This window comes from Bacillus sp. ISL-77 (genome assembly GCF_018613105.1).
Genome location: NZ_JAGGQY010000036.1, coordinates 40,629 through 55,307, shown reverse-complemented (window position 1 = coordinate 55,307; position 14,679 = coordinate 40,629). Strand labels below are relative to the sequence as shown.

Sequence of the window (14,679 nt, the reverse complement as noted above, 5' to 3'; positions counted from 1 at the left end):
CTTATTGTTTAATCCAGCCAGGGCTTAATTCTTTTGCTATTTTTGTCGTGTCGCCTTTGATTGATAGCTGTATCGTAGGAGCCAACGTGCCTCCAAAATGGCTAAATTGGAATTCTGGTGATTGGTTTCCAACATCACCAATTGACATGTCGCCTAAATCGCCAAAATGAGCAAACCCGACGACGTTCAAATTAGGAAGGACAAGCCATGAATACGCTTGGTATGGGTTTCCTGGAGGATTGGCTAAAACCAAACCACTCTTATTCAGCGGCTGATAACCACCAATCAAGGTATCGGAAACAAATCCATACATCCCTTCAGGTCCTTGCAGCCCTTCAGCATATTTATTGATATGGCTGTCAGTAAAGAGATAATATTTTTTATCTTTTACTACAATATGCGGGCGTTCCAATTCTTCGTTGACATAATTTGCTTCCAAAAGAGGAGGCAGCATTTTTAGATTGGAAGGATCACCATCCACTACCTCTGCGATACCAATATTCGCATTGGCATGAACAGCTCCAGCAGGTACCGGGTTATTGCTGGTATACTCGGAACTTCCGGCATATTCTTGTTTAAATGTGCGCTCCCCTACAGTACCGCCTGAATTTCCTTCAAATAAAATATATTCCTTATCCGTTTTTGGGTCTTTAAACCACATCGGATCACGGAAAGCATATCCGCCGCCTTCGCCTTGCTGAGCTTGTTCCTTCGTCTGATAATATTTACCGTCCGGCTCTAAAATGATCTTGTGTTTGCCCCAATTTTCAAAATGAACTCCATTACTATCAGCAATAATATCACCGGATGCCTCAGCAATACGCTGCTCAAATGTCAATCGCTCTTCCCCTCTATGGCCAGTTGCCGTATAGAAGGCATGAATTTCCCCATTATCGACCATGGCAGATCCAGCCCATTCACGGGAACCTAATGAAGCTCCTTCTGGGAAAAGTGTCCCGCCAAGAGTCCAATCCTTACCATTTTTCGAGTAAAAATAGCGGATTGTTGCAATGTCATGTACTTTTCCAGGCAGCACATCATTTGGAGCAGATAAGGCAAACATCACTTTCCAGCCTTTTACGGAAGCGATATTTCCATCACGATCCAACAGGGGCCATGTGTCCCAAATATGGTAATCAGGTGATAATTTCTCTAGCTTACTTATATTTGTATAAGGTAAGGTATTATCTTGATTAAGTTCGATTTTCGACACCTGTTCCCGTGTCCAATTTGTCGTTAGCCCTGTTTCTTCTGCTTTTACAGAAAGTCCTGAAAAAGTTGAGACAACAACACTTGCCGCTAAAACGATCGCAGAAACTGCTTTCCTATTCATAACGGTCATCCTTCTTTCTCCTTTTCGAGTTATCATTATCGATTTGCCCCGAATGGTTTAATTTCGCCCGCTTTACCTTCTTTTACAACTTCAGATGTTTCTCCATTCAGCTTCACTTTTAGAGTTGGGGCGAATGTACCACCAAATTTCACATTGCTGTTCTCATCTTTCGGCTCGTTAATAAAGCTGATTACCTGCTGGTCTGGAAGAACCATCCAAGAATAGGCTTGATAAGGGTTTTCCTTCGGATTCGCAATAACAAGACCACTTTCGTTCATTGGTTTATAGCCGCCGAACAGCCCTTTGCCAACAAAACCATAAACACCATCAGGACCAGTCAGGCCAGGAGCATAAGTAAAGGTATGGCTAATGGTAAATAGATAATAATCATCTCCATTTACTACCACGTGCGGACGTTCCATCTGGTGATTGGTTCCAACCGACTCAAGCAATGGCGGAAGAAGCTTCAATTTGGTTACGTCCTTATCAAGTACTTCGGCAATCCCGATATTACCGTTATACAATTCGGCTCCGCCAGGAACGGAATGGGTTTTGCGGTATTCTTCATCACCGATATTTTCCGGTTTGATAAAGTCTCTATCGCTTCCAGCTTGTCCTTCGAAGATAATATAGTCTTTGCCTGTATTCGGATCCTGGAAGAAGAATGGATCACGGAATGCCGTAATGATGGGACTATTCGCTTGTGCAAGTGTCTCATAATATTTTCCATCTGCTTCAAGAATGACTTGGTGTTTCCCTTCATTCGTCAGATGAACTCCGTCTTTATCCGTTTGAATATCAAAGGTTGTTTTGGCAATACGCTGTACGGCTCTTTTATCCCATCCATTGTTATCCCAATTTGTTTTTTCACCGGTTGCCGTATAGAATAAATGCACTTTTCCATTGTCATCCAGCATTGCTGTACCGGCCCATTGCATATGACCCAGGGCTTTATTATAGTCATAAGGGATTCCTGCGTACGTCCAATCTTTGCCATTTTTGGAGTAGAACATGCCAATTCTTGCTTCTGTATGGCGCTCACCCCATCCTAAAGAGCGCGGTGCTACCAATGCAAAAGCCACTCGGTAGCCATTGACAATCGCCATTGAACCATCTCTATTTTGTAATGGCCATGTATCCCATACCCATTGATCAGGTGCTACAAGATCAAAATTAAGATCAATTTTCGGTGCTGTTGTTTTGTCTGTTGGCATTACTTTTTCTGCTTGCTGACGTGACCAGATGGATGTGTAATCTGTACTAATTTCCGCTGCGAATGCAGTTGATACTGACAGGCAATTGGCAGCAACAACGGCAGTCAAAACCAGCTTTTTCAATTTCGATTTGTTACGAGTTTTCATTTCCATTTCCCCTAAATCCTCCATTTTTCGCGGGAACATTGTGTCTGTTAAGAATTTTTAGTCTATTCAAACTAGTTAAAATCCTTTTTTAGAGAACAAAAAAAGACCTAAAATGTACAAGGGTACGTCTACCAAAAAGGTACACTTCGCCCTTCATACACTTTAGGTCTTGCCTGCTTTACCAGTCACAATCCCGCATAATTTTGTTTACAGGGAACATTATATTCTGTTCGACAATTTCCTACAATAGGATAATATACTCTTAATTCTATTAGGATTTACTAGTTATATTTTCATATAACCAATACAAAACTCATTAGATAGAGTTAAACCCGTAAGGCTAATCTTTCTCTCCTTCAATGGCTGTAGCCATACTCCATACCCTCATCAAACGTATAAATGGTTCTCCATCCACTCCAAATACTTCGAGGCCTTTCGATTGATCCAATATTGGAAATACACGGGACGAAATACTTATTTCATTATTGACGTATGCTTCCACTATTGATTTATCAACAAATAGGCGTACCCTTAAAATATGGTCTTCAAGGTTTAGCTCACCACCTTGAATTCCCTTTTCAATTTCAGGATTTATACTTGAATGCCGGCGATCAATATGAATGCTTTTCCTTTCATTATCATAAAAAATAATCGTTTCTTCCTGTCCATTTGGGGATTTTAATAGTTTTAATCCTGTAGCTTTTACATTTGAAACATCGAATTCCAACTCGATTTCGAATTGATCGCTTTTGATTTTTTGAAGCTGTTTATTTACTTCATCCATTGTAACATTTTGGGCGGATGCCAGTTCTTCTCTTCGAAGTGACTGCACCTCTTCAATCGGACGAATTCCAAGAGTTTGCTTATCATTTAAATAGATTTCGAGCGGCAGCCCAGCCCCGTGTGCCCATCCTGATTGATATTTTTCCCTTTCCGAACGCCTGTCTTGCAAAATACTTGTCACGATGGTACGGCCTTTCCCATCTGTAAAACCTTGTGCTCCTGTAAAATGTTCACCATAATCAAACAGTTTAGGCTCCTCATGTTCAGGGATAAACTCCAACCGATCTGGGTCCCAAGTCCCGATCCAATAAAATGTAAAACGAGCTGCATCCGGACTAGGGGACATAAAATAAGGACTGATCATGAATACATATTTTTGTTCACCAGTCTCCTTGTTTTTAATCGGAACTAAAAATGGCAGTTCCCATACATCTCCTGTACGCGGATATTTCACTTTATCACCTATCATCAATGGTTTTTCATACTTCCAGTGTTCAAGATCTTCTGAAGTATAAAGTAAAGCTGTTCCACCTGCCTCTTTTATACCTGATCCAACAAGCTGGTACCATTTGTCTTCATCTTTCCATACGTATGGATCACGAAATTGTCCAAACAATACCTTTCCTTTTGGTGTTTCCATATTTTCCTCTTGTACTGTTACAGGATCAGGATTCATGATCCAATGTTTTAAGTTTACATCATTTTCCTCCTCTGGCCGTGCCATACCAGTCATTTGGTTCGGATTCATTTCATCGTGTCCTGCTGTGTAAAATAGAACGGGTGCCCCCTTATCGTCATATGTTGCACTTCCGGACCAAACTCCATCCCTGGCTGCTGTTCCCTCTGTCGGGCTTAAAGCAACGGGACTATCTTCCCAATGAATCATGTCTTTACTTGTAGCATGTCCCCAATGAATCTGATGCCAAAAAGGACCAGCTGGATTAAACTGATAAAATAAATGGTATTTTCCGTCATAGTAAATGGGTGCATGTGGTTCATTCATCCAATGCTGTGGTGCAGTAAAATGATAATTAGGACGATAGCGGTCTCCTTTATAAACCGTTCGATCAAATAAAGTATCTGGTATAGGCAGTTTATTGTTCCAGCTGTTAATGGCTTCTTCATAGTGATGTTTAATATATTCATTACTAAATGCCTTACTATATAGGGAAACATTGTCCATTAATCCATTAAACATATTTACCTGGAACACATCAGACACAGCGACTGCCTGATTATGTTTTCCAACAAGTAACGGAATATGAGTTGCTGGTGTTAACTCACTATTAGGAGGCACTGCTTTTTCTTGAACGAGTACTCCGTTTAAATAGAGTGAGATTTTATTTGTTTCTTTATCAAATTGTGCAACAACGTAAGACCATTGATCCTTCGGCAAAATTTTACCCTCTGGCGACCAAATTTCCTGCCATTCACCGTTTAAGGCCAGCTGAAACGTGATATAACCATGCCGTCCCATTCCGAGCATAAACCCTTGTTTATTTCCTTTATCATGTTGATTGATAATAACAGAGGGCTGTCCATTGTCTCCCCATTCATAGGCTCTTGGGGCAACCCATGCTTCAATCGAAAAAGATCCAGCTGGGTTATGAACCTTTTCCGAAGCAATGTCCAGCAAATTGGAATATCCATCAAATAATAATGCTTTACCACTAATGCCGTTTTTCCATTCCGGATCTGATTTTAATGCATAATGAATAACAGACGACAAGGATTGAGCATGATCACGAGTGACGTTTCCAGCCCCTTCATCAAATCCCCACTGATGAAGGGCATCGTTGCTAAGCACCAGGTCTAATGGCGGATCCTTCTCTTGATTGATATTGGTTAGGTCTAATCTGTTTTTCATCTGTTTTTTGATCAAAACTCCTGTAATCGTCAGGAAGCATAATGCCAAAACAAGCAGCCTTATCCATATAATCCTCTTCTTTTTCATCTTAAAAACTCCTTATCTAGTACAGTGAATTCAACCTTAATAACAAAAAAAACCTAAAATGGGTAAGGACATATACACAAGGTATATTCTGTCCTTCACTCATTTTAGGTCTTGCCTGCTAACCAGTCGCAATCCTGCAATATTGAATTTCACATGATTATTCTAGGTTATTTGATCCTATCTATCAAGGTACGATTTTACCTTTTTATGGCCACAGGTACATTTACATCATCAATATTAATATGTCCCCATCCGCCAGTTTCATAGTCTACAACTTTGATGTATAACTCTTCTCCTATATAATCCGAAGCATCCCAGTTAACTCTTCGATAGGCTTCCCAGTTACCACCCGTTTCCTTCATTAACTCTTTGCCGTCTGAAGCTCGTACCAGTGCTAGATAAAGTCTGTCGATATTAGCTCCTCCGCCAATAAGGAAATCGATTTTTCCGTTTCCGCCCAACACAAAGTTCTCAGTCTTTAAGACTCCTGTCAATGAATCCCCGCCTTTTTCTCCATTATAACCCCATAAATGGTATTGTTCCGGGTCGATTCGGTCTGAGGCTTGGTTAAACGGTCCGCCCCATCCCCAATCGTTTGCCTTGGAAACGTGTTCATTACTAAAAGCTTTCCCTTCTACAACAGTCCATCCGGTTAAATCGCCGGTTTGGAAATCATGGTTTGGCAATTCTGTACTTTCTGGAATAGGATCTCCACCGCCATTCGATTCAGGCCAATAGGCAGGAACCGTTTCCCCGTATGCGGAACCCATTTCCCATACCTTCATCGATATCACTTTCGCATTTCCGCCACTACTCCATAACTCCAGGCCCAGAGCATCGGAAAGGGTTGGATATACACGTGATGTGATGCTTTTTTCACCATTTGCATAAGCCTCAATCATGGACCGGTCCAGATAAATATGAAGCTTGAGATTTTCTTTACCAATCTTAAGCTTTCCTCCCTGTATCCCTTTTTGGATATCCGGATCGAGACTGGATTTGTTTCGATCAATGTTTAGTGATTGTTTTTCAACATCAAAGAATAGTAATGTTTCTTCCTCGCCATTTGCTGACTTTCTAGCTTTTAGACCTACTTGTTTTGCTGAGGTTGGATTAATCTCGAGTTGAATTTCCAACAGATCACCCTTAACAGTTTTTAATAATTCATTGGCTTTATCTGTTTTCATATTCTTAATCGAAACAAGTTCCTTCTTCCTTAAGGAATCTAATTCGGAAATTGGTTTAATCCCTAATCCACCTTCTGAAGTTAATGAAAGCTCAAGCGGCAGCCCTGCATTATGAGCCCAGCCAGCATCGTAATGCTGCTTCTCCGTCCGGCGGTCCTGTGTAATACTAAAGAGAATCGAACGTCCCTTTCCATCAACCATTCCGCTTGGTCCTGTAAAGTGTTCACCATAATCAAATTGTTTCGGTTCCTCGTGGTCAGGAACAAACTCTAATTTTTCTTTATCCCAAGTTCCAATCCAATACCAAACATATTTGACATTGTGTGGACTGTACCCATCAAACCAAGGGTTGAAAAAGAAGACATATTTTTCAACACCTTTTGCATCTTTACCTAATGGCAAGAACACTGGCAACTCCCAAACTTGGCCAGTTTTCGGGTTTTGCTTATAATTGCCGACAATCAGTGGCTTTTTGTATTCCCAATCTTTCAGGTTCTTGGAGGTATAAAGAAGTGCCGTTCCCCCTGCACCTTTAATACCTGAACCAACGAGCTGGTACCATGTATCTCCATCTTTCCAAACATATGGATCACGGAATTGCCCGTACCATACCTCCCCTTCTTTTGCCGGGAGGTTGGGCTCTTGAATCGTAACTGGTTTCTCATACATGGACCATTCTTTCAAATCGGGGTCTTCAGGATCTTTACTAGTTGCAAGACCTGTCATTTGATTTGGAACCTTTTTATCATCACCTGCTGTAAAAAATAACACCGGATTACCATTACCATCAACAGTTGATCCGCCTGACCAAACACCATCCGGCGCAACGGAGTTCCCATCAGGTGCAAGTGCTATCGGTTCATCCTTCCAATGAACCATATCCTCACTTACAGAATGCCCCCAATGAATTTGATGCCAATATGGGCCCTGGGGATTATTTTGATAGAATAAATGATATTTCCCATTATAGAAGAACGGCGCATGAGGCTCGTTCATCCAATGCTCTGGTGCGATAAAATGATATTGCGGGCGGTACCGATCGCCATCATACCGGCTGCGGTCAGGTGCTAAATCAGGTATTGGAAGTTTATGACTCTCAAAACTATTTAAATAGGACTCATAATTCTCTTTAATTTTTTCTCCTGACAGAGATAGGTTATGCATTTTTAATTCGTCAATCATTCCATTAAACATATTGGCAGTGAAAGCTCCGTTAACCAGAGCAGCGCTATTATGTTTTCCGATTAATAAATCATTTGAAGATGGTGTGATGGTTCCTTTCGGTGTGACCGTCTCCCCGACCAATTCACCATTTAAATAAAGCTTCATTTTTTGTTCAGCCTTATCAAAGGTGGCAACAATATACGACCATTTATTTTTTTCAAGAGGCTTGTTTTCGGCAGCCCAAACTTCCTTCCACTCACCGTTAATACTTGCCTGAAACGACCATTTCCCGTGCCGTCCCAAGCCAAGGATATAACCTTCGCTTGCCGTTTTATTGTGTTGATTGACGATCGCTGATAATTGGCCGAGATCGCCCCATTCGTAAGATCTTGGAGCAACCCATGCTTCAATTGTAAGAGCATCTGTTGGCTTAATAGTTTGATTAGATGGCCTAGTAATCGTTGTAGAATATCCATCGAACAGTAAAGCTTTGTTACGAATCCCATCTCTCCATAAAGGATCGGTCGATGGCTTGTATAAAGCTTTCGTAAACACATAGGAAATAGGGTCTGCCATTCCTCTAACAAAGTCTTTTGTTTTGGTTCCACTGCCTTCATCCAATGGCCAGTTTGCTATGATGCCGGTATTTTTCACATGAAAGTCATCTACGTTAATATGGCCCCATCCACCTGTCGCATGGTCCACCACTTTGATGTAGACTTTTTCCCCCAGGTAATTGGCTGCGTCCCACTTGACCCGAGTATAAGCTTCGCTGTCCTTCCAATTGGTATTCGTCGCTTTGAGAAGTTCTTTATCATCGGAGGCTCTAACTAAGGCCACATATAATTTGTCTATGTCATTACCGCCGCCGATTAGGAAATTAATTTCACCAGTACCTGCCAGCGTAAAGTTTGATGATTTTAAAATTCCAGTTTGTCCGTCTTCACCATCTTTAGCTCCCCATAGATGGTATTGGTTATGGTGATTAAACGGTCCGCCCCAACCCCAATCCTTATCAGCTGTAACATCCTGATTGCTGAAGGCATCGCCTTCCACAATTGTCCATCCTGTTAAATCACCAGTCTCAAAATCTGGATTTTGGATAACATCGGTATTCACCGGGTCATTATTAAAAACATGAAAATCATCGACATTGATGTGCCCGAATCCGCCAGAATGATAGTCAACTACTTTGATATACATTGCTTCCCCGATATATTCCGATGCATCCCAACTGACTCTTCGGTAGGCTTCTGTGTTGGATCCCGTTGCTTTAAAAAGCTCTTTTCCATCCGAAGCACGAACCAAGGCAACATATAGTTTCGTAATATCCTGGCCCCCGCCAACAAGGAAATCAATCTTTCCATTCCCGCCCAGTTTGAATGCAGTTGATTTCATTACACCCGTACGGAAATCAGAGTTTGCATCATTCGCTGCGCCGGCAAATCCCCAAACATGGTAGGTTCCTTGCTGCTGAAAAGGACCACCCCAAAAACTAGTAACATTCGATACTGTACGATCAAATGCTGAGCCTGCCTCTGTCCATCCTGATAGATTGCCAGTCTCAAAATCTGGATTTTCAATCTCATTTGGCAGACTGACTCCATCAACGGCCACTTGATCTATTTTTGAAACAAAGGTTGCGCTGTCCAAATCATATACCTTTAATGATTTTAGGGATACTTCTCCACCGGTTGTGTAAAGTGCAAGAGATTGATTTTTAGGATTAGGGAAGAATTGATCCGTCATCACAACACGGCCGTCTTGACCAAATACTTCAACAGATGCCTTGTCAACAATCAGATGGAGTTTAACGGTTTGATTACTGGCATTTAACGGTGCTTCATGTTTTGCAGCAAAATTGCCATTGAAACTTGATTCACCAGCATTGGAACGGTCAACAAACAATTTTTTATTGCCAATATCGTAACCAATCTTTGTTTCCCCGCTATCGCCCTTTCGAACTTTAAAACCAAACTCCGTTGCCGTCGCCGAATTCAAATCAAATTCAGCCATAATCTCAAAGGTATCTCCTGATACGTTCGAAAGCAGATTTTCTGCTGGAGTTAGCACTTTACTTTCAAAAACTTGCGGATTGCCCCTAAGGCTTTCGAACTCACCTGCAGGTTTTTGGATAAGACGAATCCCTTCCCCATCAACCGTTGATAAGGCAAGTTCACGCGGAATAGACATCGTTCCACTGAATGAGGATGTTGGAATGTCCTGTCCATATTTCCAATTATTCATCCACCCCAGCCATAAGCGGCGTCCATCAGGCACATTACTCCATGTAACAGCTGCATAGAAATCAGCCCCATAATCGGCCCAGAGAACTTTACTCGGATCATTGGCATTGGTAAAATTTTTCCCATCAAAATCACCGATAAAATATTGCATCCCCGAACCGCCGGCAGGGGCACCTTCACTGATACTGACAGCTAATACCCACTTTTTCTTAGTTGGATCCCCATCAACCGGAAGGGCAAATAAATCCGGGCATTCCCATGTTCCCGCATGGGAGCCGTCATTGTTGCCAAATTCACTTACTTTCGTCCAACTTTTTAAATCTGGCGAGTTATAAAAATAAACGCGATCACCAGCTGAAATGACCATAATCCACTTGTTTGTTTCCTCATGCCAGAATACCTTTGGGTCCCGGAATACGTCAATCCCCTCTGGCATTGGAATAATCGGATTGCCTTCATACTTCGTCCAATTCCGGCCCTTATCGTTACTGTAAGCCAAACTTTGAACTTGGTGACCGCCTTTTTCTTGAGTAAATACAGCCACCATCGGCGGTTTAGAATCGCTTCCAAATCCAGTCGTATTGTTCCAATCCACAACTGCACTCCCTGACCAGATAAAACCTGTTTCATCTGGATAAAGACTGATCGGCAGGTATTCCCAATTGACCAAGTCTTTACTTACCGCATGTCCCCAATACATCGGTCCCCACTTAGGATCAGCAGGATTATGCTGATAAAACAGATGATACTCCCCATCGTAATAAACCATGCCGTTGGGATCATTCATCCAGTTTTTTTCCGGAGAAAAATGAAATTTGGACCGATATGGTTCATTTTCGCCATCAACAGACGAAATCGATGTTTCACGTGTTTCGGCTTTACTAGAAACAGTGGGCATAAACATTGAAATGATTAAAGAAAAAATGACCACTACCGATATTCCTTGATTTTTTAATCTTTGCTTCAACCCTGTTCCCCTCCAACATTTATTTATCACTACTATCCAAGCAAATAGAAGGCGCTTACAAATCAACTTATAAGAATGGGTGCTAATATGTATTGTTTAAGTGCACCCTAGAATAATTTTTAATCTTCAGTTTGTTCCCTTCATGTTTAGCAACTGGTTAAACCATAATTGACATAAGTAATAAACTGCATATGCTGCGAGACTGCCAATGATGAAAATCGTAGCTGGATAAAAATAGAAAATAGCAGTACCCGCCCCAACAATTATCAATAAAAGAATCGTTAAGACCGGGTTCATAAGGGAAAAGAGAAAAGCATTTCGAATCACGTGCTTCCAGCTTAGTTCGAAATGTACCATAATCGGAAAAAGATAAATGGAGATTGAACTAAATAACAAAATGCCAATAATTAAGACGATATAAAGAAGAAGCTGAACAACAGAATCTCCTGGCTGGATAAGCCGATAATCCAAAAATAAAAAGAGGGCAAGCACACTCCAAAATATCGATAGGATAAAGCTTTGTTTAAAATTCTCCTTGAAAATTTTAAAAAAGCTCTTCACGATACCCTCCGTTTCCTTTTGCAATATTCGTTTACGGACAACACCAAACATGGCAACTGTTGCCGGAAAAAAGGTAATGAGGGGGAGCATCGTCATGACCCATAGTAAATTTAATAGAAATAAATCTACGATTGTATTCAATGTCGTATATAATCTGTTGTTTAAAGCGTTCATCCTGTCATTCCCCCTATTACCCTTTTCACTGCATTATCGCCAGACAGATTTTAACGTAAAGAGCTCAAGCGACTGCAACTTAACTTCTCCGTTTTTTACATAGAGCTCAATTTGCTTACTTTCTTCATTTGGGAAGATTAAGTCCGTTATCACCGACTTTCCGCCGTTTCCAAACACCTCTACCGATGACTGATCAACAAAAACATGCAAGATGATCATATTATTTTCTAGCAGTAGATGGCTCTCATGTTTTCCGGCGAAGTCCTCATGGAAAGCAGCCTCTCCCGAATTGGTTCGATCAACAAATAATGTTTGTTTTTTTACGTCATAACCAATTATCGTTTCTTCATTGGCTCCCTTACAAACCTTGAATCCAAATTCCGCTGCTGAACCAATTTCAAACTCGGCAACGATTTCGAATGTGTTACTCTTTACATTATCTAAAAGATTTTTTCCAGGTACAACTTGTTCGTTTTCTAATACTATCTTTTCATGACGAAGACTTTGTAATTCATGAATCGGGTTTTGTACGAGACGAATTCCTTCTTCAGTTTTCTTTAATCCAAGTACTCTCGGAATCGTCGTTGCACTTCGCCATTCTTTTGTAGGCGTAATATTGGCATAACTCCAGTTACTCATCCAGCCAATATAGATCCTTCTTCCGTCTGCGGCCGGAACATCAGACCAGCTGACTCCTGCATAATTATCGCGGCCATGGTCAATCCAAAGAGTCGTTTCTGGTTCGTGATGATTGAAAAATGTTTTACCATCAAAATCTCCAATAAAATATTGTGTTCTCGATCCTTCTTTATATTTTGGGTCGTTGCCAATGCTGACAAATAGCACCCATTTTTTCTGATTGGAATCACCATCAACAGGTAATTCAAACAGGTCAGGACATTCCCAAACACCCTGATGGGAGCCATGACCTTCTCCAAACTCACTGGCAAACTCCCAAGCTATTAAATTTTTGGAAGTATAGATTCTAATCGTTTGGCCTGCGGCTAAAACCATGACCCATTGATTGGTTTCACGATGCCAGAACACTTTTGGATCACGAAAATCTGTGATACTTTCTTCTTGGAGAACAGGGTTCTCCTCATATTTTACCCATGTCCGCCCATTATCCTTGCTATGGGCAAGACTCTGCCTTTGTCGTGGACGGTCCGAATCAGGGTATGTATCAGCATGAGTAAAAATCGCCACTAACCCTGATTCCCCTCCAAAGAAACCGCTTGTGTCATTCCAATCCACGACTGCACTCCCCGAAAAAATCGTTCCATGCTCATCGGGAGCCAAACCAATTGGGAGGTGTTCCCAGTGAACAAGATCTTTACTTACCGCATGCCCCCAATGCATCGGACCCCATGTCGTTCCATTGGGATGATATTGATAAAATAAATGATATTCTCCGTTATAATACACCATCCCATTCGGGTCATTCATCCATTGGCGCTCCGGTGAGAAGTGATACTGCGGACGGTATTTTTCGGTATAATACTGTTTTTTTTCCAGGACGTTATTATTCATTTCTTACACTTTCCCTTTCTCAGGAACTCTTTTTTTTAAGGCTTTGTTAAGGTTTGCTGTTGATTATTTCAGTTAAACTATTTACTATGAGTAATATTTACAGGCTCAATCTTGTTTTCATCATAATAAAGACTCTTTGCTGTTGATAAAGATTGAGAATGGTATATGTTTGTTTGCAACATGATGATTTTTCCATCTAATTGCTGACTAATTTTTATTACACATGGATCAGAAATGCCCTTCTTCTTTGCTAATTCGTACATACTCTGGCGAAATTCATCTATAGTCTCCCGTAAAGCTGCTACAGTCCCCAAAACCATTGATTTTATTTCCTTTCCACAGTTTATCGAATATTGTTAATATTTAAAAACTAATCTATCTATATAAAACCAGCACAGACTTTTACCCTCCACCCAAAATCAACACTAGCCTTTAACAAAGCCTTTTTTTAAAAACCTTTCAACCTGATCGATGGTTGGAATACTGGGAATTCCACCTTTTCCTTCTGTCGTTAGGGCACCAACTGCATTAGCAAAAGTAACCATTTCTTCAAATTCTGATGCAGTTAAATGAGCTACCGGTTTTTTCCTTTCAAGGATTTGATATAATACACCGCCAACAAAGGCATCTCCCGCTCCCGTTGTATCGACAACGTTTACTTGATACCCTTTTTTACTGGCATATCCTTGTATGCTTCGGTAAAAACAGCCTTCTGGCCCTAACGTGACAAATATTACAGCTGTACCAAATTGTTCCTGTAAAACTTCCGTGCCCTTTATGACATCACGATAGCTGGTTAAAAATTCCAGTTCCTCCTCTGAAATTTTAACGATGTCAGCATATTCAAATCCCTTTAAAATCTGCCGCTTTGCTTCATCAAGTGACCTCCACAAAGGAGTTCGCAAATTCGGATCATAGGAAATCGTTACATTATGCTTTTTTGCATATTCCAATGCGGTAAAAGTGGCAGTGGCTGCAGGTTCATTTGTTAACGATAAAGAACCGAAATGAAAGATACGGGACTGTTTGATTGTATCTTCATCAATATCATTTTTCTCCAGCATGATATCGGCTCCTGGATTTCGATAAAAACTAAAGGAACGATCCCCTTTTTCATCTAAATGAACAAAAGCTAGTGTTGTATTGACTGTTTCCGAGAATAAAAGATTGCTTGTATCAATCTTTTGGCCTTCTAAGACACCCTTGAGAATATGACCAAATTGATCGTGCCCCACTTTTCCAATAAACGCCGTTTTCTTATTTAATCTGGAGAGTGCCACTAGGACATTGGCCGGTGCCCCGCCAGGGTTTGTTTCAAATAATACATGGCCCTTTTCCGAATGACCGGAGGGTGTGAAATCAATTAAAACTTCTCCTAAAGCCGTGACATCAAACATGTACATCATCCTATTTCTTATT

Annotated in this window: 8 protein-coding genes; all 8 read right to left on the bottom strand. The window is 40.9% G+C overall.

Going from position 1 to position 14,679, the window contains the following annotated elements; all coding sequences use genetic code 11:
* Position 1 precedes the first annotated feature (1 nt).
* The 8 genes from J7E77_RS14050 to J7E77_RS14015 all read right to left on the bottom strand — a co-directional run bounded on the left by J7E77_RS14050 (position 2) and on the right by J7E77_RS14015 (position 14,657).
* Positions 2 to 1,342 (bottom strand): glycoside hydrolase family 68 protein, encoded by a 1,341-nt coding sequence (locus tag J7E77_RS14050; protein WP_214715154.1) that lies wholly within the window; start codon positions 1,340 to 1,342, stop codon positions 2 to 4.
* A 26-nt stretch (positions 1,343 to 1,368) separates the two neighbouring features.
* On the bottom strand, positions 1,369 to 2,694 hold the full coding sequence (locus tag J7E77_RS14045) for a glycoside hydrolase family 68 protein (RefSeq protein ID WP_214715152.1): 1,326 nt from the start codon (positions 2,692 to 2,694) through the stop codon (positions 1,369 to 1,371).
* A gap of 340 nt (positions 2,695 to 3,034) precedes the next feature.
* Positions 3,035 to 5,431 carry a glycoside hydrolase family 32 protein gene (locus J7E77_RS14040; RefSeq protein WP_214715150.1) on the bottom strand — a complete coding sequence of 799 codons (2,397 nt, stop codon included), beginning with the start codon at positions 5,429 to 5,431 and terminating at the stop codon, positions 3,035 to 3,037.
* A gap of 197 nt (positions 5,432 to 5,628) precedes the next feature.
* Entirely contained in the window at positions 5,629 to 10,995 is a 5,367-nt protein-coding gene (locus tag J7E77_RS14035) for a GH32 C-terminal domain-containing protein (protein WP_214715148.1), read from the bottom strand.
* A gap of 126 nt (positions 10,996 to 11,121) precedes the next feature.
* Positions 11,122 to 11,730, bottom strand: coding sequence for a YesL family protein (locus J7E77_RS14030; RefSeq protein ID WP_214715147.1), 609 nt, complete (start codon positions 11,728 to 11,730; stop codon positions 11,122 to 11,124).
* A 33-nt stretch (positions 11,731 to 11,763) separates the two neighbouring features.
* Positions 11,764 to 13,260, bottom strand: a complete 1,497-nt coding sequence (locus J7E77_RS14025; RefSeq protein ID WP_214715146.1) for a glycoside hydrolase family 32 protein — start codon at positions 13,258 to 13,260, stop codon at positions 11,764 to 11,766.
* Between the two features lie 77 nt (positions 13,261 to 13,337).
* Positions 13,338 to 13,580, bottom strand: coding sequence for an aspartyl-phosphate phosphatase Spo0E family protein (locus tag J7E77_RS14020; RefSeq protein WP_214715145.1), 243 nt, complete (start codon positions 13,578 to 13,580; stop codon positions 13,338 to 13,340).
* Positions 13,581 to 13,685: 105 nt separating this feature from the next.
* Positions 13,686 to 14,657, bottom strand: a complete 972-nt coding sequence (locus J7E77_RS14015; RefSeq protein ID WP_214715144.1) for a PfkB family carbohydrate kinase — start codon at positions 14,655 to 14,657, stop codon at positions 13,686 to 13,688.
* Positions 14,658 to 14,679 lie beyond the last annotated feature (22 nt).